21 protein-coding genes and 3 pseudogenes are annotated in these 24,693 nt (G+C 66.8%); 14 read left to right on the top strand and 10 right to left on the bottom strand.

Annotation, left to right across the window (positions count from 1 at the left end; all coding sequences use genetic code 11):
* A pseudogene (locus AWC08_RS36910) lies at positions 1-324 on the top strand (PGRS repeat-containing protein); the annotation flags it as partial.
* A 100-nt stretch (positions 325-424) separates the two neighbouring features.
* Here AWC08_RS36910 and AWC08_RS31870 read toward each other — a convergent pair.
* Entirely contained in the window at positions 425-1,726 is a 1,302-nt protein-coding gene (locus AWC08_RS31870) for a DUF1254 domain-containing protein (RefSeq protein ID WP_069435475.1), read from the bottom strand.
* 173 nt (positions 1,727-1,899) lie between these two features.
* Between AWC08_RS31870 and AWC08_RS31865 the strand changes: the two genes are divergently transcribed.
* Positions 1,900-4,479: an FHA domain-containing protein gene (locus AWC08_RS31865; RefSeq protein ID WP_065136478.1), complete on the top strand. Its 2,580-nt coding sequence runs from the start codon at positions 1,900-1,902 to the stop codon at positions 4,477-4,479.
* On the opposite strand, the gene AWC08_RS31860 is transcribed toward AWC08_RS31865, so the two are convergent.
* Positions 4,434-4,682 carry a hypothetical protein gene (locus tag AWC08_RS31860; RefSeq protein WP_069435476.1) on the bottom strand — a complete coding sequence of 83 codons (249 nt, stop codon included), beginning with the start codon at positions 4,680-4,682 and terminating at the stop codon, positions 4,434-4,436. The two genes, AWC08_RS31865 and AWC08_RS31860, sit on opposite strands and share 46 nt — an antisense overlap.
* A 6-nt stretch (positions 4,683-4,688) precedes the next feature.
* A complete protein-coding gene (locus AWC08_RS31855; RefSeq protein ID WP_065136476.1) occupies positions 4,689-5,579 on the bottom strand; it encodes a M48 family metallopeptidase in 891 nt (296 codons plus the stop codon).
* Positions 5,580-5,749: 170 nt separating this feature from the next.
* Here AWC08_RS31855 and AWC08_RS31850 point away from each other — a divergent pair.
* From AWC08_RS31850 to AWC08_RS31840, 3 genes and pseudogenes are all read left to right on the top strand, one after another.
* Positions 5,750-7,382: pseudogene (locus AWC08_RS31850) on the top strand (class I adenylate-forming enzyme family protein); the annotation flags it as partial.
* Positions 7,372-8,145: a class II aldolase/adducin family protein gene (locus AWC08_RS31845; protein ID WP_065136474.1), complete on the top strand. Its 774-nt coding sequence runs from the start codon at positions 7,372-7,374 to the stop codon at positions 8,143-8,145. The pseudogene AWC08_RS31850 and the gene AWC08_RS31845, both read left to right, overlap by 11 nt.
* A gap of 81 nt (positions 8,146-8,226) precedes the next feature.
* Positions 8,227-9,495, top strand: a complete 1,269-nt coding sequence (locus AWC08_RS31840; RefSeq protein WP_065136473.1) for an amidohydrolase family protein — start codon at positions 8,227-8,229, stop codon at positions 9,493-9,495.
* On the opposite strand, the gene AWC08_RS31835 is transcribed toward AWC08_RS31840, so the two are convergent.
* Together AWC08_RS31835 and AWC08_RS31830 are read right to left on the bottom strand one after the other, a co-directional pair.
* Positions 9,492-9,908 (bottom strand): CBS domain-containing protein, encoded by a 417-nt coding sequence (locus AWC08_RS31835; RefSeq protein ID WP_069435079.1) that lies wholly within the window; start codon positions 9,906-9,908, stop codon positions 9,492-9,494. The two genes, AWC08_RS31840 and AWC08_RS31835, sit on opposite strands and share 4 nt — an antisense overlap.
* An 86-nt stretch (positions 9,909-9,994) precedes the next feature.
* On the bottom strand, positions 9,995-11,587 hold the full coding sequence (locus AWC08_RS31830; RefSeq protein ID WP_069435076.1) for a PE family protein: 1,593 nt from the start codon (positions 11,585-11,587) through the stop codon (positions 9,995-9,997).
* Positions 11,588-11,823: 236 nt separating this feature from the next.
* Here AWC08_RS31830 and AWC08_RS31825 point away from each other — a divergent pair, with 236 nt between their 5' ends.
* A complete protein-coding gene (locus tag AWC08_RS31825; protein WP_069435075.1) occupies positions 11,824-12,741 on the top strand; it encodes an alpha/beta hydrolase in 918 nt (305 codons plus the stop codon).
* Here AWC08_RS31825 and AWC08_RS31820 read toward each other — a convergent pair.
* On the bottom strand, positions 12,734-13,516 hold the full coding sequence (locus AWC08_RS31820) for an SDR family oxidoreductase (protein WP_069435078.1): 783 nt from the start codon (positions 13,514-13,516) through the stop codon (positions 12,734-12,736). The two genes, AWC08_RS31825 and AWC08_RS31820, sit on opposite strands and share 8 nt — an antisense overlap.
* A 212-nt stretch (positions 13,517-13,728) precedes the next feature.
* Between AWC08_RS31820 and AWC08_RS31815 the strand changes: the two genes are divergently transcribed.
* From AWC08_RS31815 to AWC08_RS31805, 3 genes are read left to right on the top strand one after another with little or no spacing between them, the layout of a single operon-like run.
* Positions 13,729-14,712 (top strand): alpha/beta fold hydrolase, encoded by a 984-nt coding sequence (locus tag AWC08_RS31815; protein WP_085088705.1) that lies wholly within the window; start codon positions 13,729-13,731, stop codon positions 14,710-14,712.
* A 27-nt stretch (positions 14,713-14,739) separates the two neighbouring features.
* Positions 14,740-15,537, top strand: coding sequence for an SDR family NAD(P)-dependent oxidoreductase (locus AWC08_RS31810; protein WP_065134135.1), 798 nt, complete (start codon positions 14,740-14,742; stop codon positions 15,535-15,537).
* A 24-nt stretch (positions 15,538-15,561) separates the two neighbouring features.
* Positions 15,562-16,233, top strand: coding sequence for a hypothetical protein (locus AWC08_RS31805; RefSeq protein ID WP_065134134.1), 672 nt, complete (start codon positions 15,562-15,564; stop codon positions 16,231-16,233).
* Here the strand turns inward: AWC08_RS31805 and AWC08_RS31800 are convergent.
* The 3 genes from AWC08_RS31800 to AWC08_RS31790 are packed head-to-tail and all read right to left on the bottom strand — an operon-like array spanning position 16,230 to position 19,349.
* A complete protein-coding gene (locus tag AWC08_RS31800) occupies positions 16,230-17,099 on the bottom strand; it encodes an NYN domain-containing protein (RefSeq protein WP_065134141.1) in 870 nt (289 codons plus the stop codon). The genes AWC08_RS31805 and AWC08_RS31800 overlap by 4 nt on opposite strands.
* A gap of 25 nt (positions 17,100-17,124) precedes the next feature.
* Positions 17,125-18,717, bottom strand: a complete 1,593-nt coding sequence (gene fadD1, locus AWC08_RS31795) for a fatty-acid--CoA ligase FadD1 (RefSeq protein WP_085088702.1) — start codon at positions 18,715-18,717, stop codon at positions 17,125-17,127.
* On the bottom strand, positions 18,714-19,349 hold the full coding sequence (locus tag AWC08_RS31790) for a TetR/AcrR family transcriptional regulator (protein ID WP_069434799.1): 636 nt from the start codon (positions 19,347-19,349) through the stop codon (positions 18,714-18,716). Before AWC08_RS31790 ends, fadD1 begins: the two co-directional genes overlap by 4 nt.
* 467 nt (positions 19,350-19,816) lie before the next feature.
* Here AWC08_RS31790 and AWC08_RS37740 point away from each other — a divergent pair, with 467 nt between their 5' ends.
* The 4 genes and pseudogenes from AWC08_RS37740 to AWC08_RS31775 form a co-directional block, all read left to right on the top strand.
* Positions 19,817-19,972 (top strand): hypothetical protein, encoded by a 156-nt coding sequence (locus AWC08_RS37740; RefSeq protein WP_172835146.1) that lies wholly within the window; start codon positions 19,817-19,819, stop codon positions 19,970-19,972.
* Between the two features lie 137 nt (positions 19,973-20,109).
* Positions 20,110-22,038 carry a PPE family protein gene (locus AWC08_RS31785; RefSeq protein WP_069434798.1) on the top strand — a complete coding sequence of 643 codons (1,929 nt, stop codon included), beginning with the start codon at positions 20,110-20,112 and terminating at the stop codon, positions 22,036-22,038.
* A 54-nt stretch (positions 22,039-22,092) separates the two neighbouring features.
* On the top strand, positions 22,093-23,310 hold the full coding sequence (locus AWC08_RS31780) for an FAD-dependent oxidoreductase (protein WP_083271321.1): 1,218 nt from the start codon (positions 22,093-22,095) through the stop codon (positions 23,308-23,310).
* A 45-nt stretch (positions 23,311-23,355) separates the two neighbouring features.
* Positions 23,356-23,476 (top strand): annotated as a pseudogene (locus tag AWC08_RS31775) (Gfo/Idh/MocA family oxidoreductase); the annotation flags it as partial.
* On the opposite strand, the gene AWC08_RS31770 reads toward AWC08_RS31775, so the two are convergent.
* Positions 23,466-24,284, bottom strand: a complete 819-nt coding sequence (locus tag AWC08_RS31770; protein WP_069434797.1) for a sugar phosphate isomerase/epimerase family protein — start codon at positions 24,282-24,284, stop codon at positions 23,466-23,468. The pseudogene AWC08_RS31775 and the gene AWC08_RS31770 overlap by 11 nt on opposite strands.
* Before the next feature lie 135 nt (positions 24,285-24,419).
* Here AWC08_RS31770 and AWC08_RS31765 point away from each other — a divergent pair, with 135 nt between their 5' ends.
* A complete protein-coding gene (locus AWC08_RS31765; RefSeq protein WP_069434796.1) occupies positions 24,420-24,668 on the top strand; it encodes a hypothetical protein in 249 nt (82 codons plus the stop codon).
* The last annotated feature ends 25 nt before the right edge of the window (positions 24,669-24,693 follow it).

The raw sequence follows: 24,693 nt of genomic DNA, 5'->3' as shown, positions 1-24,693 counted from the left end.
CGGTGCGTCGGGGGCACCGGCGGAGCGGGGTCGCCGCGTGGACGGGTGAAACCGACCGGCGGCGACGGCGGCGACGGCGGCAATGGAGCTGACGGTGGTACGGGGGGCGTCGGCGGTAATTCGGTGCTGGGCAGCGGCGGAATCGGCGGAACCGGCGGTACCGGTGGTGATGGTGGTCACGGCGGAAGCGGCGGGGGGGGCGGCGGCGTTGCCGGCACCGGCGGCGAGGACGGCAGCCTGGGCGACGATCCGATCGATGCCACCGGAGGCGCCGGCGGCACCGGCGGAACGGCCGGCACCGGTGGCAACGGTGGCCCGCCCTGATTGCGGTTTCGGCCGTCGAGCTAAGGCCGCGCTACACCCCGACAATTGGTGCGTCGCGGCGGCACCACGGCTTCGCCCGGCAGCACTCCTGCGGCGCCCGTCAGACCCGCCGAACCGCCGGCGCACACCAGCCGCCGGTGATGACCTCGGGTCTGGGCGCGTACAGGCGCATCGTCACGCCGACCGGACCGCGGGGAGCGGGCAGCCAGTTGTCCACGCGCTGCGGCCCAGGGTTGTCGTGCTGGATATAGATGTCGAGCGAGCCGTCGGCGTTGTAGTGCAGCGGATCGCGGTCGCCGATCGCGAACCGGTTGAGCTCATTGGCCACTTGGAAGCCTTCCGCGTCGTACATGGTGATCGACCAGAAGGCGTCCACCGGCGGCAACTTGTCCGCATCGAAATGGATGACGTAGTCGTTGTCACCGCTCACCGGGTCACCGTCGGCATCGGAAGCCAGTAGCGGGTACACCGCGTCTTCGGGAGGGTTGGCGCCCAGACCGATCATGGCCACCACCGCGCGACGGAAGTAGTTGTTGCCGTAGACGCCCATGCCTTCACCGAGGCTGATCCAGCCGTTGACGGTGGCCGCCAACCGAGGGCCCGCCGCCAGCATGTCGTTGAGGGCGTCAGTCTTGCCCTGTTCGATCCGCGCCATCTCCTGCGCGCTGAATCGGGCGGCGTCGAATGGCTTGCCGCGCTGTATCCCCAGCAGTTCGAGGCGCGCGAGGATGGAGAAGTCGGTCGCATGCGGCGGGTTGACCCGCAGCAGGTCGGCGGCATAGGAGAAGTAGTCGACGGCGCTCATGCCGTTGACGATTTTCAGCGGTTCCGTGGTGACGTCGTAGTTCAGATCGGGTTCGACCGCGGACTGCGGGCCGGTGAGGCGGAAGCCGTCCTGCACCTTGTGCACCGCCAGGTAGTCGTCGGGCCCGTTGGTCTGGGTACGGCCGATCAGCCAGACATAAGGAGTCGGCGCGGTGACGACGGTCGCGCCCGCAGGTGGTCGCCCGGTGTAACCCGGCCCGGCGATCACCAGATCCAGGGGCCCGGTCCCGGTGGTCCGCTTGCCGGGATTGGCGAACACGTCGGACCACATGTCCAGCATCGGCAGCATGTAGAAGCGATCGTCGGTGTCGTCGGCGTGCAGACTGACCGGGCCGTTCGTCAGGTCGAGCCATGCGATCGAATACAGCGTGTCGAAATTCGGCCGCACCACCGAACGGAACTCTGCCGGCGGAAACTCCCGCAGGTGGGAGAACTGGTTGGGCGGGCCGAAACCGGGCCGCGAGCCGGGGGCCGAATTGAACGCCTGCAACCGGGTGACGTCCATGGTGACCAGCGGGTAGAAATACACGAAAGCTTCGTAGCTCAACGTGCGCAGATCGTCGGATAAGGTGGTCAAGTTCTCTCCTTCGGCCGGATACGCCAGCGGATTGAAGGATAGAGTTCACCAGATCGAAAAGTCAGCGTTCGCAGCGGCTTCGGGGGCCACCGCGTGCGGCTGACCAGGCCCGCCCGGTTACATCTGACGTCCCGCTTCGTTAGTTGGCGTCCCTGCCGATAAAGTTGGTTGCGATGACCCAAACAGCCGCCCCGCCGGTGCTGACCGTGCGGTACGACGGAGCCGAACGCACCTTCGCAGCGGGCCACGACGTAGTCATTGGCCGTGATCTGCGCGCGGATGTCCGTGTCGCACATCCCCTGATTTCGCGCGTACACCTGCTGCTGCGCTTTGACCAGGGTCGATGGGTTGCCATCGACAACGGCAGCCTCAACGGGCTGTACGTCAACAACCGCCGAGTGCCGGTCGTCGACATCCAGGACGGTCAGCGCGTCAATATCGGTAACCCGGACGGACCGGCGCTGGACTTCGAAGTCGGCCGTCGCAACCAGGGCTCGGTAGGACGCCCGCCGGCGACGACCGCCATGGCGATCCCGTCGCGGCCCAGCGGACCCATCCCGGCCCAGGGCGGGCCGCCGAGCGGCGCCAACTGGGGCGCCCCGCCGCAACAGCATCCGTCCACCGCGCGCATGCCCGCGGCCGGCCAGCCGCCGTCGGGCCCGCAGCCCCGCTACCCGTCGGGTCCGCAGCCGATGCAACAGCCGCCGGCACCGCAGATCTACCGTTCTTCGGCGCAACACCAGCCGCCTCCGGTGATCGGTCGCACCGCCGAGGCGGGCAGCCGGACCTCGATGATGAAGATCCTGCGACCGGGCAAGGCGGGCGACCTGCCACCCGGTGCGGTCAAGATCGGCCGCGCGGACGATAACGACATCGTCATCCCCGAGGTGCTGGCCTCCCGCCACCACGCCACCCTGATCCCGACCCCCGGCGGGACGGAGATCCGGGACAACCGCAGCATCAACGGCACGTTCGTCAACGGCACCCGCGTCGAATCCGCGATCCTGCGTGACGGCGACGTGGTCACGATTGGCAACATCGACCTCGTCTTCGCCAACGGCGCGCTGTCACGGCGCGAAGAGAGCCTGCTGGAGACCCGCACCGGCGGCCTCGACGTCCGTGGCGTGACGTGGACGATCGAGGGCAACAAGACGCTGCTGGACAACATCTCGCTGACAGCGCGTCCGGGCATGCTCACCGCCGTCATCGGTCCCTCGGGCGCCGGCAAGTCGACCTTCGCCAAACTGGTCGCCGGATATACCCATCCGACCACCGGCACGGTGTCGTTCGAGGGACACAACGTGCACGCGGAGTACGCCTCGTTGCGCAGCAGGATCGGCATGGTGCCGCAGGACGATGTCGTGCACGGCCAGCTGACGGTCAAGCAGGCGCTGATGTACGCGGCCGAGCTGCGGTTGCCGCCCGATACCACCAAAGAGGACCGCGAGCAGGTGGTGGCACGCGTGCTCGAGGAACTCGAGATGACCAAGCACCTCGAGACGCGGGTCGACAAGTTGTCCGGCGGGCAGCGTAAGCGCGCTTCGGTCGCACTGGAGCTGCTGACCGGGCCGTCGCTGCTGATCCTGGACGAGCCCACGTCCGGGCTGGACCCGGCGCTGGACCGCCAGGTCATGACCATGCTGCGGCAGCTGGCCGACGCTGGTCGTGTGGTGCTGGTGGTCACGCACTCGCTGACTTACCTGGACGTGTGCGACCAGGTGTTGCTGCTGGCGCCCGGGGGCAAGACGGCGTTTTGCGGACCGCCCAGCCAGATTGGCCCGTCGATGGGAACCACCAACTGGGCCGACATCTTCAGCACGGTGGCCGAGGATCCCGACGGCGCCAAGGCCCGCTACCTGGCGCAGACCGGGCCGCCCCCGCCGGTACCACCGACGGAGAAGCCCGCCGAGCTGGGCGAGGCGGCCCACACCAGCCTGGTCCGGCAGTTCTCCACGATCGCCCGCCGGCAGTTGCGGCTGATCATCTCCGACCGCGGCTACTTCATCTTCCTCGCGATACTGCCGTTCATCATGGGTTCGTTGTCCATGTCGGTGCCCGGTGAGGTCGGCTTCAACGCCCCGCCGTTGACCAGTGACGCGCCCACCGAACCGGCCCAGATCCTGGTGTTGCTGAACGTCGGCGCGGTCTTCATGGGTACTGCGCTGACCATTCGCGACCTGATCGGTGAGCGGGCGATCTTCCTGCGCGAGCAGGCGGTCGGACTGTCCACCACCGCGTACCTGTTGGCCAAGGTGTGCGTGTACACCATCCTGGCGCTGGTTCAGTCGGCGATCGTGACGGTGATCGCGCTGCTCGGCAAGCCCGGCCCCAAGGCCAGCGCCGTCGTGCTCGGAAGTCCCGCGCTCGAGCTGTACGTCGACATCGCAGCGACGACCGTCGCCTCGGCGATGCTCGGTCTGGTGCTGTCCTCCCTGGCCAAGACCAGTGAGCAGATCATGCCGCTGCTGGTGGTGGCGGTGATGTCGCAGCTGGTGTTCTCCGGCGGCATGATCCCGGTCACCAACCGCTTCGGGCTGGATCAGATGTCGTGGGTCACCCCGGCGAGATGGGGCTTCGCGACGTCGGCGTCGACCATCGATCTGACCAAACTATGTCCGGTTCCGCAGGTTCCGAAGGACTCGCACTGGAAGCACACAGCCGGGGCGTGGACGTTCGACATGGCGATGCTGGTGGTGCTCAGCATCTTCTACCTCGGCTTCGTGCGCTGGAAGATTCGCCTCAAGAGCGGCTGACCGACGCTGATCGTCTTGGTCTCCCAACCGGCGCCCACGTTCGCCAGCAGTAGCGCGAACAGCACTCCGGCGGCGGTGACCGGGAGTCCAAGGTAGAGCATCCAGTCCACCGCAAGGCCGGCCCGGCTCAGCGTCAGATAGTGCAGCAGCAGGACCACCGCGACGGCCCAGCCGGTCAGCAGCACGACCAGTTTCGTCTTCATCGCCGGTTACCGGGGCCAGGGGGAGTTGCCCGGCGCGGGCCACTGCGGTGTGACCATCGGCTGCTTGGGCCGGAAGAACAGGGCGCCCGCGCTCGCCCGGTTGCGCAGCGCCGACGCGCGCCAGGTGTTCACCGGGTGCGACGCCAGCGCATTGGCCAGCCAGACGAAGAACCCGGTTTCCGAGCCGGCCCGGTCGGCCATGCCGTCGAAGTCGACCCACCGCAGTAGGTACTTGCCCGCGCTCAGCACGCCGATGGCACGGCGGGCGCCTTCCGGCCGGAACGCGTAGCCGTAGTTGTCGGCCGTGTACTCCATCGACCGCGACAGGGCCTGGCCGAGGAACGGAATCTTCATGGCAAGCTGGCTGAGCTGCCGCCAGTAGGACGCGTGCCCGGCCGCGATGTGGCCGACCTCGTGCCCGATGACGAAGGCCAGCGCCTCCGGATCGCGGGCTTGGCCGCCGATCTCGAACAGGTCGCTGTAGACCACGACATAGCGGCGGAAGCCGTGACCGCTGGCGAAGGCGTTGATCTGGCCGTTGCCGAGCACGACGTACGCGTCCGGCACCTCGGCAAGCCCGAAGCGCTGCGCGGCCTCGACGACCAGCCAGTAGCCCTCGGGGAACTGGGTGGGTGACATCTTCACGCCGCTTGTCCGTTGCCGGCCATAATTCAGCCCACGGGCGAGGAACAGCACGAGAGGCGTGGCCAGCACCGACAGCCAGAGCAGGCTGACCTTGCCGTACAGCACTACCGCGCACGCGACCAGGTACAGCACAACGCTGGAAACGATCACCAGGACGAGCAGCGCGATCTCCCACGGGTGCCGCCTGGGTAAGTCACGGAAGCCGGTCGGCGGGTGCGGGTGGTAGTGGGTCGGTGAATCGACAATGGCCATGACGGTCCCTGGACTCCTGAAGTCGGTGGGTGCCCGGTGAATTCTGGGCGATATCAGGGTCCGCGGCCGCCCTTGAAAGGTTCTTTATGGATTCTTGGAATGCTGGTCAGCGAGTCGGGCAGTCGGCAGCCGGTGACCTGCGTCACCACCGGCTTTCCTATCATTCGGATATGGCCGCCGGCGCGCTCAGCATCATGCGGTCGCCGGCATTCTCCGCCGGGGACGCGGCGGCGTTCCGCGCGGCGGGCTGGTGGACTGACACCACGCTGTCCGACGCCGTCCGCCGTAACGCCCGACGGTCACCGGATCGGGTGGCCTACATCGACCATCCCGTCGGTGCCCTGACCTGGTCCGAATTTGACGCCGCCGCCGACGGGCTGGCCGGCCAATTGGCCGGCTGGGGGGTCGCCAGGGGTGACCGGGTTGCGGTGTGGCACGGCGACACCGCCGCTATCCATGTCCTATTCGTCGCCGTCGAGCGCTGCGGCGGCGTCGTCGTGGGCATCGGAGCTCGCGCCGGCGCCCGCGAGGTCGCCCATCTGCTGGATGTCACCGAACCAAGAGTCCTGATCAGTGATCAGCAGCGCAGCGCCGCCGCTGCCCAGGTGGCCGCGACGCTACCGGTAGCGGCGCAGGTGCTAGCCGGTGAGGGTGTGGACCTGCGACTCGACGTCGAAGCGCCCGCCGCGACGCCGCGCCCCCGGTCGCAACTCGGCCCCGACGATGTCTTCCTGATCAACTCCACATCCGGGACCACCGGGCTGCCCAAGTGCGTCGTGCATACCCAGAATCGTTGGCACTATTTCCATCAGAAGGCGGTTGCCAACGGCCACCTGACGTCCGAAGATGTTGTCCTGCCGGTGATTCCGATGCCGTTCGGCTTCGGGATCTGGACCAGCCACACCACCCCGATCTACCTGGGGGCCACTACGGTACTGCTGCCGCGGTTCTCGACCAGCGCGGCGTGTGAGGCGATAGCCCGCCACAGGGTCACCGTATTGTGCTGTGTCAGTACCCAATTGACGATGCTCATGGCCGAACCGTTGGTGCGCGAGACGGATCTGAGTTCGCTGCGGGTGGTGTTCGCCGGTGGCGAGGCACTGCCGTACCGGCCGGCCGCGGAATTCGAGGAAGTCACCGGAGCCAAGATTCTGCAGTTCTACGGCTCCAACGAAACCGGGATGCTCAGCGGCACCACGCTGCACGACACCCGGCACCATCGTCTGCGTACCGGCGGCCGGATCGTCCCGGAGATGAAGGTCCGCCTCTTCGACGGCGACCGCGACGTCACGGAGACCGGGCGCGGCCAGCCCGCGTGCCGCGGTCCGGCGACCAGCCTCGGCTATCTCAGCGGTTTGGAAGGGGGGAGCGACCATGACCGGCTGTTCACCCGCGACGGCTGGATGCGGATGGGTGATATCTGTGAGATCGATGCCGACGGCTACCTCAGCGTCACCGGCCGCACTTCCGACTTCATCGTGCGGGGCGGCAAGAACATCAGCGCGGCGCAGGTAGAAGACTCAGCCATGACTCATCCGGCGCTGGCGGTGGCCGCGGCGGTTCCGATGCCCGATCCGGTATTCGGCGAAAAGGTCTGTCTGTACGCCGAACTCGTCGAATCCCACACCCTGGACCTACCGGAACTCGTCAATCATCTGCTGGCACTGGGGGTTTCCAAGGAATTACTTCCCGAGCGGCTCATCGTGGTCGACGAACTGCCCCGGTCCTCGGGCGGCAAAGTGGCCAAAGGTGAACTGCGCGAGAAGCTTCGAGCCAGGACGGAGGCCGCTTCATGAACGCTCCCCGAGTACGGCGCGGCGGGTTGGAGGTGTGGGCGCCGTCGGTGGTGCCGCCGATCGGGGTGGAACTGTCCGACGAGCAGGCGCTCGCCGTGGCTTTTCGTCACCTCGCCTCGATCGGGTTCGCCGAGAACATGGCCGGACACATCACCTGGCAGCGCGACGGGCAGACCGACATGCTGGTCAATCCGTGGGGGCTGTGGTGGCAGGAACTGACCGCGTCGGACATCTGCGAGGTGGATGCCGATGCCCGCGTGCTGCGGGGTCGCTGGGATGTGACGCCGGCCATCCATATTCACACCGAACTGCACCGCGTCCGAGAGGACGCTCGCGTCGTCATCCACAATCACCCCTACTACGTCTGCGTGCTGGCCGCGCTCGGCCGGCTTCCCGAGCTGGTCCATCAAACCGGATCACTGTTCCTGGACGACATGAGCCTGGTCGAGGAGTACGACGGTGAGATCGACACACCCTCTCGTGCAGCCGAATTGGCGGCCGGCATCGGTGGCGCGAACCTCACGTTGCTGGCCAACCACGGTGTCATCGCCACCGGCCGAAATCTCGCCGAAGCCGTCTACCGGGCGGCATCCATCGAGCGGGTGTGCCGGCTGGCCTACGACGTGATGCTCACCGGCATCGCGCCGTCCGAGATGAAGTGGTCGGACATGGTGGGCATGCGCGCCTCGCTGATCGAGCGCGCCGCGGACGTGTACTGGGCGGGTGCGGCACGGACGACGATCAAGGCCGACCCCGATGTGCTCACCTGACCCGCGAGCAGACGCAAAAGCCCCCGGGAGCGTGCGCTCCACGGGGCTTCTGCGTCTGCTCGGCAACCAAAGGAGACCGGCGTGAAATCGATCGACGAGCTGGCCGCAGACCTGAACTTCACCACCGCCAAGACCGGTGATCAGCGCACGGTCACGTTGCTGCCGGATCCTCCCCGGGCGGCCCGCCGCTACACCGTGATCTCGGTCGACGACCACATCGTCGAACCTCCGGATACCTTTACCGGCCGTCTCCCGCGGAAGTTCGCCGACCGGGCACCCACCGTGGTGGACACCGCCGAAGGCGGCCAGACCTGGGTGTACGACGGCCAGGTGCTGCCTAATGTCGGCTTCAACGCGGTGGTGGGCCGGCCGGTGTCTGAGTACGGGTTCGAGCCGGTCCGCTTCGACGAAATGCGCAGGGGCGCATGGGACATCCATGCGCGGATCCAGGACATGGACCTCAACGGGGTCTACGCCTCACTCAATTTTCCGTCGTTCCTGCCCGGATTCGCCGGTCAGCGGCTGCAGCAGGTGACCACCGACCGCGAACTGGCCCTGGCGTCGGTCCGCGCCTGGAACGACTGGCATCTAGAAGCATGGGCCGGGCCTTATCCCGGCCGGATCATCCCCTGTCAGCTGCCCTGGCTACTGGATCCCGAGCTGGGCGCGAGGATGATCTATGAGAATGCCGAACGCGGATTCCACGCGATGACGTTCAGCGAAAATCCGGCGATGCTCGGATTTCCGAGTATTCACTCGGGACACTGGGAGCCGATGATGGCCGCGTGCGCCGAGACCGGCACCGTGGTGAATCTGCACATCGGTTCCTCGGGCTCGTCACCGTCGACGACCGCGGACGCACCGCCCGATGTGCAGGGTGTGCTGTTTTTCGCATACGCGATCTCGGCCGCGGTGGACTGGCTGTACTCGGGGCTGCCCAGCAGATACCCCGACCTCAAGATATGCCTGTCGGAAGGCGGGATCGGCTGGGTGGCCGGCTTATTGGACCGATTGGATCACATGCTGAGCTATCACGAGATGTACGGCACGTGGCGCGCTCTGGGTGAAACACTCACGCCCGCGGAGGTATTCACGCGCAATTTCTGGTTCTGCGCCGTGGAGGACAAGTCGTCGTTTGTGCAGTATGAGCGCATCGGTGTGGACAACATCATGCTGGAAGCCGACTATCCGCACTGTGATTCGACGTGGCCGCACACCCAGCGGACCATTCACGAGGAAATCGGTGCGCTGCCGGACGACGTGGTCCGAAAGATCACCTGGGAGAACGCGTCCCGGCTTTATCAGCACCCGGTGCCCGCTGAGGTACAGCGGGATCCGGACGCGTTCTAGCTGAAGTCCAGCTCGGCTTCCGAACAGTAGACACCGAGCACGTCGCGCGCCGAAACTATGCCGGCCAGCACGCCGTCCCGTTCGACGAGGACGTGGCGGATGTAACGGTCCATCATCTGGGTCGCCACCTCGTCGATGGTGGCGTCGGCATCGCACCACACCAACTTGGTGCTGGCCACATCGACGGCGCGGACGGTGTTCAGATCCATACCGGAGGCCACCGCGCGCACGATGTCACGTTCGCTGATCAGAGCGCCCGGGGTGTCGTCGTCTCCGACGATCATCGCGCCGACATTGTCGGCCACCATCGCACGCGCGGTATCCGCGAGACTCGCGTGGCCGGCAACCCGGGCCACCGGGTCGCCGGTCACAGTGGAGATCGGTAAGTTCCCAACAGCAGAGAAGGCAGTCACGCCCACCATGCTGGCGTTGAGTGAGCGCTGGTTCTAGTGACTTCAGTCCTCTAATCCGATGGCCAAAGTTGTCCAGGTTGGCCGTTCTACAGGGAGCCGTTCGCGCCAGCGCTACCGAATATCAATCCGCCGGCGCCGCCCGTCCCGGCCGTAGCTCCCGCCGCGGTGCTCTGTCCGGCGTTACCGCCGTTGCCGCCATTGCCGATCAGCTCGGCTTTGCCGCCGTTTCCGCCGCTACCGGCCACGGAAGCGGCGCTGTTCCCGCCGGCACCACCGGCCCCGCCGCCGCCGATCAGGCCCGCGTTGCCTCCCGCGCCACCGTTTCCGGCAGGAGCCGATATCGATGCTCCGCCGATGCCGCCATCGCCCCCGTTGCCGACCAGCGATGCTCCGCCCCCGCCGGCCCCGCCCGCGCCGCCCGCGTTATTTCCCGTCCCGCCGCGTCCGCCGTCACCGCCACTACCGAACAGCCCCGCCGCCTCGCCGCCGACACCACCGGAGCCTCCGGCGCCTTGACCGGCACCGCCCGCGCCGCCGGCGCCGCCGCTGCCGAACAGCATCCCGGACTTGCCCCCGGCCGCGCCTGCTCCGCCTTGGCTGGCGACCGCGGATGCGCTTCCCCCGTACCCTCCGCTGCCGCCGTCGCCGATGAGCAGACCTGCCGCGCCGCCGGCGCCTCCGGTCCCCCCGGTGGCCACGCTGGCTCCGCCGGATCCGCCGCCACCGCCGTTGCCGAAGAAACCGGCGCCGCCGGTCCCACCGGCACCGCCGACGCCGCCGAGTGCGTCACCTCTGCCGCCATCGCCGCCGCTACCGCCGGCACCCAACAGCAACCCGCCCGTCCCGCCGGTCCCGCCGGCCCCGCCGATGCCAGCGCCTCCGCCTCCGTCGCCGCCGGTGCCCCCGACCCCACCGGCGCCGAACATCGCACCTCCCGATCCGCCCGCACCGCCGTTGCCACCGGTGCCGCCAAACCCGAAGCCTCCCGGTCCGCCGGCGCCGCCGGCGCCCATCAGGAAACCGCCGGCCCCGCCGGCCCCGCCGTTCGACAGGAACCCGCCGGCGCCGCCGGCGCCGCCATTACCCAGCAGGAACCCGCCGGCCCCGCCGTTGCCTCCGATCCCGCCGCTGCCCACAGTGCCGAGGGTTCCGGCGCCGCCGGCGCCGCCATTGCCGATCAGCCCGGCTGCGCCGCCGTTGCCGCCCTTCTGACCGGCCAGGGAGCCTGACCCACCGGCACCACCGTTGCCGTACAAGAGCCCGCCGGCTCCTCCGTCAGCACCCGACCCGGCGGCGCCGTTCGCGCCGTTGCCGATCAGAGGGCGCCCCAAAAATGCCTGGGTGGGTGCGTTGATCACATCGAGCACACTTTGCGCCGCAGCCTGCAGCGGTGCTGCGGCGGCCGCCTCCGCACTCGCGTAGGAGAAGCTGCCGGTCACCAGACCCTGCACGAATTGCTGGTGCAGGCTTGCCATTTGGGCGCTCACCGTTTGATATGTCTGGCCGTAGCTGCCGAACAGGGCCGCGACCGCAGCCGACACGTCGTCGGCGCCGGCGGCGAGCAAGGCAGTAGTGGGACCGGCCGCGGTGTTGCCGGCCGCGCTGATCGACGATCCGATACTGGCCAGATCCGTTGCGGCGTAGCTCAGTTGCTCGGGAATAGTGCGCAGGAACGACATTGATACTCCTGGTCTGCTCTAGACGGTGCGACCGACCCGAATCTCGGCATCACCTCGGCCAAATGCGGCTGTGTTGCCACGTGGTGCTGTCCCCGGGTGTTCGATGGCAAACGACGCGCCCTCCAACATATGTGAAGGTCGCCACATGTTTGCGGTTTTGCCGCATTCCGGGGGCAGCGCGCCGCTCGTTCAAAGCCGTTCCCGGACGTAATTTTCCGGATGTATGGTCACTGACGATGAGTAACCAGTATCCGGCTGACGCTTTCACCTCCCGGCATGCGGTCGACCCGGGCCTTCGCTCGATCGCCCGCTTCCTGCCGCGGGGATACGGCCTGCATCGTGGACTGAAGTTTCCCCGCGCGCTGATGGGACTGGCCGGTGTCACCGGACGCGAGCGCGGCGTGCCGATGGCAGCGGTCGACGGCAACGTCACCGTGCGGGTGCACCGGCCGACCGGACTGCCCGAACGGGCGCCCGCGTTGCTGTGGATCCACGGCGGCGGAACCGTCATGGGAAGTGCGGCCCAGGAGGACCGGTACTGCCGCAAGCTTTCCCACGCGGCCGGGGTTGCGGTGGTCGCGGTGGAGCACCGGCTGGCGCCGGAGCATCCCTACCCGGCTCCGCTGGACGACTGTTATGCGGCGCTGATGTGGCTGCAGCGCCAAACGTGGGTGGACCCGGCCCGGATCGCCGTGGGCGGCGCAAGCGCCGGTGGTTACTTCGCCGCCGCACTGGCGCAGCGCGCACTTGACCGCGAAGATATCCGGCCGGTGTTCCAGCTGCTGGCCTATCCGATGCTCGACGACCGCACCGGGGCGAAACCCGATGGCCGCAAACGCATTATGTGGAGCGAGCGGGACAACCAACTGGCCTGGCAGTGGTATCTGGCCGGAGCGGATCCCGACGAGGCGGTACCGGCGCGGCGCGCCGACTTATCGGGTCTTCCGCCCGCCTGGATCGGGGTAGGAACCCTCGACCTGTTCTACCAAGAGTGCGTCACGTATGCCCAGCGCTTGCGCGCGGTGGGGGTTGCCGTTCATGAACACCTCGCCGCGGGAGCGTTCCACGCCTTCGACCTACTCGCGCCGAACGCGCCAATTTCGTTGTCCTTCTTCGCCAGCCAGTGCCAGCACCTCAGGGCCGCGCTCAGCTGACCCATTCCGGTTGCGCGGCGGTGTCGACCGCGGCGAAGTCCTTGTGGCCGAGGCCGGCCACGCAGCCGCCGTCGACCACGAACTCCGAACCGGTTGAGTAGCTGGATTCGTCGCTGGCGAGGTAGATCACCAGGTTCGAGACTTCCTGAGGTTCGGCGATGCGGCCCAGCGCGGTTTGGAAGATATCCTCGGGCACCCACTCGGTCATGGGTGTCCTGACCAGGCCCGGGTGGACGGAATTGACGCGGATCCCGCTGGGGCCCAGCTCCAGCGCGGCCGATTTGGTCAGCCCCCGAACCGCGAATTTCGTTGCCGTGTAACCGTGACAGGCGATCGTGCCGGCCAGTCCCTCGATCGAGGAGATGTTGATGATCGAGCCGCGTCCGGCTGCCTTCATGGGTTTGACAACCGATCGGATGCCGAGGAAGACGCCCGTGAGGTTGATGTCCAGGATCCGCTGCCATTCGGAAAGCTGGTATTCCTCAAGGATTCCGACATTGATGATGCCGGCGTTGTTGACCAGGATGTCGAGGCGGCCGAACTCGGTCAGGGCGGTCTGCACCGCGGCGTCCCACTGGCCGGGATCGGTCACGTCGAGGTGCTGGTAGCGCGCCGCGTCACCGACTTCGGCCGCAACGGCGTTGCCCTCGTCGTCGAGGATGTCGCCGAACACCACCTTGGCCCCTTCGGCGACCAGTGCCCTGACGTGCGACGCGCCCATGCCCCGGGCCCCGCCGCTGATGAGAGCGACTTTGTCGGTCAATCGGTTCGGCATTGAATCTCCTGACTGTTGCGCGGCTTCCGTCGCACCACCATACATACGGAATCGAACCGTATGGCCCTGAACACAATGCGCAAAAGCCGCAGATCACTTGTTGCGTGGCTATTGCGCACAAGAGCGCGGCACCGGCCGCCGGCCCGTAGCTTCAACGGCAACAAGCAGCGGGCAAGCATCTGCCCGACCGCGACACCCCTCAGGAGTACCCGATGTCCTACCCGAATATCACTGTGCCACAACCAAACTACGCCGAAAGAACGGTGCTGACCGGAGACGGGGTGCGCCTGGCGGTCCGTGATTACGGCCGGCGTCAGCCGCTGCACACCGTGGTTCTGTTGCACGGACTGTGCCTGACCCAGGACAGCTGGGCCATTCAGATCCGCCAGCTGACGCACCGCTGGGGCAGTGCGTTGCGCATCGTCACCTACGACCACCGCGGCCACGGCCGCTCGACCGGGGCCCCCACCGACACCTACCGGGTCGAGCAGCTGGCCGCCGATCTCGCCGATGTCCTCACCACGCTGCGGGTCACCGGGCCGGTCACCCTGGCGGGACATTCGCTGGGCGGGATGACCGCGCTGGCCTATCTCGGTCTTCCGGACGTCGAACGGCCGGTAGAGCCGGAGAGCCTCGTGCTGATCGCCGCGGCCGCCGGGCGGATATCGGAGCGGGGGCTGGGCCGCTTATTGGCCAGCCCGACCGCGCGGATGTTGTTCGATCTCGTCAACCGCATGCCGCGACGACCAACGGAACGCACCATCGGCTGCCTGATGCGTCCTCTGCGTGCGGCCCTGCTGCGGTACTGCGGGCGCGACATCGCAAACACGGGATTCGCCTCCCTGGCAACGGAATCCACCCGCGCGGTGTCACCCGCGACCGCGGCCGGTTTTCTGCGCAATCTCGGCGGGTACGACGTCTACGAATCGCTACCGTCCATCGGCGCCAGGACCGTCGTCGTCAGTGGCGGGGCAGACATCACCACCCCGGACGCCCACGCCCGGGACCTGGTCGCGGCGATTCCCGGTGCGACCTACGTCCAGCAGCCCGCGGCCGGGCACATGCTCCTGCTGGACGCTCCCCATTGCGTCACCACCGCGATCAACCGCGCCATGGGTCTGCACCGCAGTCCGGTCTGGACCGCGCAGAGTTGGGCCGCGAACTACGGGCGGCCGGACACCGCCGTCGCGTCGTGACGCCAACGGTCGACTACCGTCATTCCAATGGACCTAACGGGTAAGACAGTTCTGCTCACCGGAGCCACCGGCGGTCTGGGCAGAGCGATCGCCAAGGCGCTCGCCGGCCGCGGAGCGCGACTGATCGTCAGTTCCCGCAAAGCCGAAGAGCTCGACGAGTTGGTGGCATCCCTGCCCGGCAGCGGGCACCGCAGAATCGTGAGCGATCTCGCGGCGACCGGTGCCGGCCCGGCGCTGCTGGCCGAGGCGGGCCCGATCGACGTGCTGGTCGCCAACGCGGCGCTGCCGGCCTCAGGCAAGCTGGACAGCTTCACCGCCGAGCAGGTCGACCGGGCATTGCGGGTCAATCTCGAGGTTCCGGTGCAGATGACCCGGGAGCTCATCCCGGCTTTCACCACGCGTGGATCGGGACACTTCGTGTACATCTCGTCGATCTCCGGTAAGACCGCGACGGCGCGCGCCTCGCTGTATGCGGCGACGAAGTTCGGTCTGCGCGGTTTCGCCTTGTGCCTGCGCGACGACCTGCGTCCCGTCGGGGTCGGTGTCTCGGTCGTCTGCCCCGGGGCGATCAGCGGCGCCGGAATGTTCGCCGACTCGGGAGCTTCCGCACCGCCGCTGATCGGCACTGGCACACCCGAACAAGTCGGGGCCGCGGTGGTGACCGCGATCGAGCGAAATCGCAGCGAGGTCACCGTGGCGCCACTGCGGCAGCGCGCCCTGGCGCGGTTCGCGGCGAACGCGCCCGAGGTGGCCTCCCGCCTGGCCGGGGGAGTCGCGGCAAAGACGGCCGATCAGATCGCGGCCGGGCAGGTCGACAAGCGCTGAGAAAAATAGTGGCATCCTGGCGTCGTGGGTGTCCTGTTCCGGTTGGTCGAACTGCTGCTGCTGGCCTTGCCGCTGATTGGCTTGATCGCGGCCGGTATCAGGGCGATCTCGGCGATGAACCGGCGAACAGCGGGCACGGCTGAGTCACCGGGCGACGATCCGGCCGCAGCGGCGCGGCCGTCGGCACCGGCCAATCCGGCGGCACACTGGCAGGCCATCAAGCGCGCGCTCGAGGCGCACGAAAAGACCGATGCCCGCTGGCTCGAGTACGAGCTCGACGCCACCCGGCTGTTGGACTTCCCGGTCATGACCGACATGCGCGACCCGCTGACCACCCGCTTCCACCGCGCCAAACTGCGCGCGGACCTGCACCGCCCGCTGCGCGCGGAGGATCTGCTCGACGATCGCGACGCCGCACGCGAGTACCTCGACGCGGTCGAAGACTACGTGACCGCATTCAACGCCGCCGAAGCCGAGGCGATGCGCAGGCGCAGCAGCGACTTCTCCAAAGAGGAAAGGCAGCGACTCGCGCGGGCGCAGAATCTGCTCCGTATCGCCGCGGACACCGCCGCGACGACCCAGGAGCGCCAGCACGCATATCAACGGGCGCGTGCTGAACTCGACGGCCTGATCGTGCTGCCCGACAACACCCGAAACAGCATCGAGCGCGGCATCCTCGGAGAGATCGGACGCTAGTTTTTCAAGCGCACCATACGCGTCGTGGTGGTCTCGTCGAGCTCGACGAGGTCGCTGCGCGAGCGCAGGAAATCACTGAAAGACTTGAAGCCCAACGACTTTTCGCTGAACGACGGATTCATCCGCTTCATCTGCGCTTTCACGACGGAGTTGTGCAGCCAGTCGACGTCGTCCTTTTCCTGACCGATGCGCAGCGCGCGTTCGAGCAGGCCGGTCGCGGCGATTTGGGGGTCCGGGGCCGGCGGCTCGTCGTCAGGCTCACCGGCACCGGCGCGGCGCGCACGTTTCCTGGGCGGTGGGCTGGCCGCCGTGGTCGAGATCCCGGGCAGCGCGTCGTAGGTGACGAACTCGTCGCAGGCGGCGGCCAGCGACTGGCTGCTCGCGCCTGCCACGCCGATGCCGACGACATAGCGGCCCAGACGCTTGCACCGCTGCGCCAGCGCGATGTAGTCCGAGTCGCCGCCCACGATCACCACGTGCGTCAGATCGGGAAGCCGGAACATGTCCTCGACCGCATCGACCGCCAGCCGAATGTCGGCGCCGTTCTTGCCGTAGGCGGCCGCCGGAAACAGTTGCACGAGATCGACGGCCCGGCCGACCAGTTGTCCGTGATAGGCGGCGTTGACCTCGGCCGACCAGTCGGCATAGGCGCGAGTCAGCACCAGCGTGCCGAACGAGGATGCGAAGTCCATGATCGCGCCCAGGTCGACGGTGGCCGCCCGCAGTCGTTCCCGGTCCAGGCCCTTGGCCTTGTCGCGCTGGAAGGAATTGCGTCCGTGCACTTGGTCGTAGCGCGAGATCACGATGTTGTCGAAGTCGAAGTAGACGGCCACCCGGGTCGCGCTCGAAGCGCTGGAGTCGGTCATGCGCACATCGTCCGGCATTGCGTCGTCAACGGCCAAGCTGGGACTCGATGTGGTATGCCGTGCCGCGTTGCTCGCGTACCCAGAGCACCTCCTCCGGATCGACGGCGGTTCCCTGGGAGATCAGCTGGCGCTTGAGCACTTTGTGCGTGGCGGTGCTGGGCAGATCTGCCGCGATGCGAATGTATCGGGGCCACGCCTTGGGGGAAAGGTCGGCTTGCGCACCGAGGAACGATTCCAACGAGCCTGGGTCGAACGGCACTCCCTCGTTCAGCACCACGGCCGCCATCATCTGGTCGCCCACCCGTTCGTCCGGAACGGCGTACACGGCTACGCGATTGATTGCCTTGTGGCGCAGCAAGATTCGCTCGATCGGCGCTGCCGCGAGGTTTTCGCCGTCAACCCGCATCCAGTCGGCTGTGCGTCCGGCAAGATAGATCCAGCCTTCGGCGTCTTTATAGGCGAGATCGCCGGACCAGTACATGCCATGGCGCATCCGTTCGGCGTTGGCTTGCGGATCGTTGTAGTACCCCGTGAACAGGCCCGAACCCGTAGTGTTGACCAACTCACCGACGGCGGCATCGGCGTTGATGAGCGCCCCGTGGTCATCGAACCGGGCGACGTCACATTCGGTGACGGTCTCACTGTGGTAGACGGCGACCCCGGCGGCCCCTTTGCCGATCGAGCCGCGCGGGGTGCCGGGCTCGCGAATTACCATGACGGCGTTCTCGGTGGAGCCGAAGCCGTCCTCGACCTGCACGCCGAAGCGCCGTGCGAATTCCTCGATGTCTTTCTCATTGGCCTCGTTGCCGAACGCCACCCGCAGCGGGTTGTCCGCGTCGTCATCGCGCTCGGGAGTGGCCAGGATGTAGGCGAGAGGTTTGCCGACGTAGTTCATATACGTGACGTCGTACCGGCGGACGTCGGCGAGGAAATTGCTGGCCGAGAATTTCGCCGGCACTATCGCCGCCCCGGAGACCACTGCCGGCGCCCAGCCGGCAACCACAGCGTTGGAATGAAACAGCGGCATCGACACGTAGCAGGTGTCCCGCTCGGTCAGGGCGAACCGTTCGGCGAGGTTGATGCCGGCGAATGTCGGCATCAGATGTGCCACCCGCACCGCCTTGGGGTTTCCGCTCGTGCCGGAGGTGAAGATCATCATGAACGGGTCCATCATCTCGACCTGTCGATGGGGGACGAGCTCGCCGGCGCCCGCGACCAGCTCCGCCCACTGTGACGTCGAGGTGTCGAAGATCTGGGTGGCGGGCAGGTCCAGCCCGTCCAGCAGTGCCCGGTGCCCGGCGTCGGTCACCACGATCTGGCAGTCCGCGCGCCGGATGTCGGCGGCCAGCGCTTCGCCCCGCCGGGTGGTGTTCAGTCCGCACAGGACGTATCCGCCCAAGCCGGCCGCGGCCATCTGGGTGAGCATGTCGGGGGTGTTTCCCAGCAGCGAACCGATGTGCATTGGGCGGGTCGGGTCTGCGCTGCCCAGCAGCGCCGCCGCCTGGGCCGCGGCCCGCGCGAGGTACTCACTCCAGGTCCATCGCAGCTCGCCGTATTTCACCGCGATGCCGGAATCTGGCACCCGTCGGCGCAGGAGCGCCTGAATCGTCTCGGTCACGAACCCGATGCCCCCGCTGTGTCGAGGTAATTGCTGACGATGTCGACGAGCAACTGACGCTCCCTGGTGGTGTCGACCGGCCGGTGGGTGACCAGCTGGTTGGCGATCAGCCCGCGCAAGGTGGTGAGCATCAGCTCCCCGATCGCCGCATTCTGCGTCGGACCCAGATCGCGGCTGATGCTGGCGATCAGGGTGTTGAACGTCTTGCCGAGTCGTCTGATGTGCTCGGTCGTGGACGCCCCGCGGGTGGCCCGGGTACCGATCAGGATTTCGGTCGCCGCGCGTGCGGTGGGACTCGACATCGCCTGCCAGGCCGCGGTCACGGCCGACTCGACCCGCTCCCGCGTCGTGGTCGCGTCCGTCGCCGGAGGCATCGACTTCAGCGCATCCAGGAGTTCGTCGAACCCCTGGTCCACCACTGCCATCAACAGGCCGTCGCGCTCACCGAAGTGGTATTGAATCACGCCCCAGGTGACGCCCGCGGTGTCGGCGATGTGGCGTCCGCTGGCCGCGGCAATGCCTTCGCTGAGCACGATCTGAACGGTCACATCGATCACGTGGGCGCGCGTCCGATCGGCCCGGACTTGATTGCCGTGGGCGGGCCGCGTCGGCGCAACTCGTCCGGACGTCATCACAAAACCACCTGCCGCTCGTGCACGGCGGGCTTCCGCGTGCCAAAACATTGCAGCCGTCAGGTTATGTCACCGCCGCCGCCCGGATGCACCGAGTGCCGGTGGTGCAGTCCGGCCGCGTGACACGCGCAGCGGATTCCGACGGGGCGCCAGACTTTGTCCACCTTCTTGACATTGTCCCGATGGCCCCGATCAGCACCGCCATTTTGTCCAATATATGTGCGTGAAACGGCCAATTGTTAAAAGTAACGAGCCATTTTCTAGGAATGGACTGCTCGGTGTGCCGCAACCGGATAGATTGTTGTATTCAACACGCTACGAACGGTTTCCGTCACTGTGGACACCCGGCCAAGCGGCTTCGGGAAATTCACTCGGCTAAAAATATGAAGGCGAAAAAAGGTTCCACAATGACGATGCGGGAGTTAGCATTGCCGCACTTCTCAAACTCTCTATGGAAAAGAGACCCCATGTCTGAGATGAACCGCACGAAGGTACGTGTTTTGGTGGCAATAGGTGCTCTGATCGCCAGCGTCGGACTCACGGCCGCGGCATGCGTCGGGAGGAGCGTCGGCGGCTTCGATGCGCCCAACGCGCAAAGCACCGTGTCGCAGTTGAATCACTAGAAGCCGCGCCCGGCTGGTGTCAGCGGCGCCGGCGCGCCCTGGCCGGCGAATCGGCGCGGATGACTCCGGCGGTTCGGTTGAGCGCTTGGGACGGGTTCACGGCGTGTAGGGACGTCACTCGGTTGCTAGGAGGACACTTGAGCACGCTGCCGAACTTTTCGGTGCTGCCGCCGGAGATCAATTCTTCGCGGCTCTACACCGGTGCGGGCCCGGCGCCGATGCTTGCGGCAGCAACGGCATGGGATGGTCTCGCGGCCGAATTACAGTCCGCGGCAGCGTCATTCGAATCTCTGACGTTCGGGTTGGCAAGCGGCTCCTGGCGGGGAGCGGCATCCTGCGCAATGGCGGACGCCGCAGGGCCACATGTGTGCTGGCTGAACACCGCGGCCAGGCACGCCGAGGGGGCGGCAGCGATGGCTCGCACCGCTGCGGCGGAATTCGAGACCGCGTTGGCCGCGACGGTTCACCCCACACTCGTGGCAGACAACCGATCGCAAGTTCTGTCGTTGGTCATGTCCAACCTGTTCGGACAGAACGCGCCCGCGATCGCCGCCGCCGAATCACTTTATGACCAGATGTGGGCCCAGGATGTGACCGCAATGGCGGCCTATCACGCCGGTGCCAGCGCGATTGCTGCTGAACTGGCACCTTGGCAGCAGCGACTTCAGAGCCTGGCGAACATAGCGACACTGCAGGGTGCCAGCACACCCGCCAATCCCGCTGAGGCGCAGACGATCGCTCATGTGATGGGCGGTAGCGGCATTCCGATTCCCTCGGCCAAGTATGTGCAGCGTGCCCTCGACCTCTACATTGACCGCATCGCTGAAGGCGCCATCGGGCAGGCGCTCTTCACTCCACAGGGCCTCTATCCGGTTGTCGGCATTAAGAACCTGACCTTCGATGAGTCGGTGGCGCAGGGCGTCAAGATTCTGGACGGCGCGATCCGGTCGAACCTCGCCGCGGGTGACAAGGTCTCCGTATTCGGCTATTCCCAGGGTGCCACCATCGCCTCATTGGAGATGGCAAAACTCGCCGCTTCGATCAATCCGCCTACACCAGAACAGGTCTCGTTCTCACTGGTCGGCAATCCGGGCAATCCGAACGGAGGGGTGGCCGCCCGCTTCCCGGGGATCTCCTTTCCCAGCCTCGGTGTGACCTCCACGGGGGCGACGCCAGACAATCTGTACCCGACCGACATCTACACCATCGAGTACGACGGCATCGCCGACTTTCCGCGGTATCCGCTGAACATCGTGTCAACGTTGAACGCCCTTGCCGGCACGTATTACCTTCACTCCAATTACTTTTCGTTGACCCCGGAGCAGATTGATGGGGCCATACCGCTGACCAACACGGTCGGTCCGACCATGACCCGCTACTACATCATTCCGACCGAAGATCTGCCGTTGTTAGAGCCGTTGCGTGCGGTGCCCGTCGTCGGCGATCCCTTCGCTGACCTGATCCAGCCGAACCTGCGAGTGATTGTCAATCTCGGCTACGGCGACCCGAACTACGGGTATTCGACGTCACCGCCCAATGTGCCGACGCGGTTCGGGGCGTTTCCTGAAGTCGACCCCATCACGGTATGGAACGCACTGGAGGCCGGAACCCAACAGGGGCTCAACGACTTCGGCTACGGCATCACCCACCTCAACATTCCCTCACTCGACGTGCCGAGCCTGCTGGGTGCCGGCTCGGCCGCCTCCGGTGGTGGCGTCGGGAATCCGGCGCTCTCGATAGACAGCATCATCAACGGCATCCAGGCCACCAACACCGACATTTTCACCACGATCTCTTCGGCGGCCAGCAGGGGCTATGCGGTGCTGCTGCCGACGGCCGACCTGGTCAACGCATTGGTGACCATTGCTCCGGCGTGGAACATCAATCTGTTCCTCGAAGGAATCCGGGAGTTCGCCCACGGCGATGCGATGGGTTTGATGAACTCGATCGGCTACCCAGTGACGGCGAACGTGACGCTCGTCGTTGTGGCGGCAGCACTGGAGATCCTGATCGTCGTGAGCGCGGCACAACTGATCGGCGCCGACGTCTCTGCGTTGGTCGCCTGATCGGTCGTTGCGCGTTCGGGCAATGCCCTTGCCGGACTCTATGCTTGAGCGCAAATGAGCGACAAGACGACGTGCGCAATCATCGGAGGTGGCCCGGCCGGCATGGTCCTGGGGCTGATACTGGCCCGTGCCGGTGTACAGGTCACACTGCTGGAAAAGCACGGTGACTTCCTGCGCGATTTTCGGGGCGACACCGTGCACTGCTCAACCATGCGGCTACTCGACGAGCTGGGACTGTGGGATCAGTTCTCCCGGTTGCCTTTCAACGAGGTACGCAAGGCGGCCTTCGAATCGAACGGGCGCTCGGTCACCTACATCGACTTCGAGCGACTGAACCAACCCCACCCGTTCATCGCCATGGTCCCGCAGTGGGACCTGCTCAACCTGCTGGCCGAGGCCGCCACTGCCGAGCCGACATTCACCCTGCGGATGAATACCGAGGTCACCGGGCTGCTCACCGAAGGCGGCCGAGTCACCGGCGTTCGCTACCAGGACCCCAACGGCCCGGGCGAACTGCACGCCGAGCTCACCGTCGCCTGCGACGGCCGGTGGTCGATCGCACGGCAGGCCGCCGGACTGCGCACCCACGACTATCCGGTGAAGTTCGACGTGTGGTGGTTCAAGTTGCCGCGTCACGACGAAACGGAGTTCTCCTTCCTGCCCCGCACCGGTCCGGGCAAGGCACTTGCCGTCATCCCGCGCAAGGGTTATTTCCAGATCGCCTACATCGGGATGAAAGGCACCGACGCGCAGTTGCGCGCACAGGGCATCGAGGCATTCCGCCGTGAGGTCGCGGCGCTGGTGCCAGAGGCCGCGGAATCGGTCGGGGCGTTGAGCTCCATGGACGACGTCAAGCATCTCGACGTGAAGGTCAACCGGTTACACCGTTGGCACTGTGAGGGGCTGCTCTGCATCGGCGACGCCGCGCATGCCATGTCACCGATGGGGGGCGTCGGCATCAACCTTGCGGTGCAAGATGCCGTCGCGGCGGCGAGCATCCTGGCCGAACCACTGCGGCGCCACCACGTCACCGAGCATGACCTGGCGGCCGTCCGTCGCCGCCGTGTATTTCCTACCGCGGTAACGCAATTCGTACAACGGATGCTGCACCGGGGGCTGCTCGGGCCACTGCTTCGGGGCCAGGACCCCGCTCCGCCGGCGGCCCTGCTGCGCGTGCTGGAGCGGTTGCCGTGGCTATCCCTGGTGCCGGCGTACTTCATCGGGGTCGGCGTGTTGCCCGAGCACGCCCCTGAGTTCGCCCGGCGCTGCTAGCGTCGAGCGATGTCTGGCTCGCGGCCGGTGCTGCAGATCGGCATTCTGCCCAACAGCCTGCACGGCCGGTGGACGCGGGCCGCACTGGCCGCGGGAAAGCATGTGCTGTGCGAGAAACCGTTCACCGCCAGTGCCGCCGAAGCGCGCGGAATCGCTCAGCCGGCGGCATCGGCCAAGATGCGCCGCGCCGCAGCCACACACGGTCGCAGCCGGTCGATCGGACTGACCCCGGCCAGCGCCAGCGATCGCTGCGGCACTTCGAGTTCGATCACCAGCCCGTCCGGTAACGCGCGGATGATGTCGCGCAGCGGCAACTCACCTTCGCCAGGGACCAGACGCTCGTACATGGCCTCTTCCATGTAGTCAGCGCTGCGCGGCCGGCGAGTGGCGTCGTTGAGTTGGGCGTAGCCAACCTGCCCGGGATCGATCGCCGCCACGTCTGGTGGGGTGGATCCGGATCGCGACACGTGCATGGTGTCGATCAACAGCCGAAAGTCGGACCGGCCGACGTGTCGCACCGCGGCCAGCGCGGTGGGGAGATCGGCAACGGCCAGGCCAGGCACGGGTTCCACCACCGTGCTGATGCCGCGTTGGGCGGCAAGCTCGGCCAGCACCGCAAACTCATCGAAGGTGCGTCCGAGGTCGCTGTCGAGGCTGACCACATTGATCCGGGGAATCGAGAGCTCGGCCACGATGTCGAGATCGGCGGCACACGCGCGCATGTCGCCCCCCGCGACCACCAGGAAGCCGTCGCCGAGGGTGATGCTGACGCCGTGATGCCGCAACGCCGACCGCAGGTCGCTGCGCAATGCGGGGTCCTTTTTCAGCGAGAACGGGGGATAGCCCAGCCCGGCCAGCGGCAGCCCCCGCAGGAACATCGAGATGAAACGGCACTGCAGGGTGGCGGCGACGTCGACGAATTGCACGGGCGGCAGCCCGAAAACGCTCAGGTAGCCGATGCCGAGTTGGTCCATGTCGTGTCGGAGGTTACATCGGGGCGCTGATTGAGCACCGCTAAAATCGGGTATTAAAGCTATTGCTGATATCCCTCAGCCTGCTGGTCAGGCGCCGAACTGGCGCCATCCGCGCTGAGAAGAGGAGGCGACGTAATGAAAATGCAGAAGCTCATCGGAACGGCCCTGATGGCGGGCGCCCTGGGAGCGGGTGCGCTCGGCGTCGGTGCAGGCACCGCGGCCGCGAAGCCCGGGCCCAACATTCCGGGACCGCCGGGACCGCCGGTGCCGGTGATCGACAACAACGACTGGCGACCCGCGCCGGGTCAGATCAAGCAGTTCTGCCCGTGGCAATCGCCGCCCGGACAGTGGATCGGCGGCCCGCACGGCATTCCCTGCACCTGATCGGGGTGACCGGGTCGTCCTGAAC

Source organism: Mycobacterium gordonae, assembly GCF_002101675.1.
Taxonomy (GTDB): domain Bacteria; phylum Actinomycetota; class Actinomycetes; order Mycobacteriales; family Mycobacteriaceae; genus Mycobacterium; species Mycobacterium gordonae.
The sequence above is the reverse complement of the archived record's forward strand: the minus strand, read 5'-3'. Positions and strand labels throughout refer to the sequence as shown.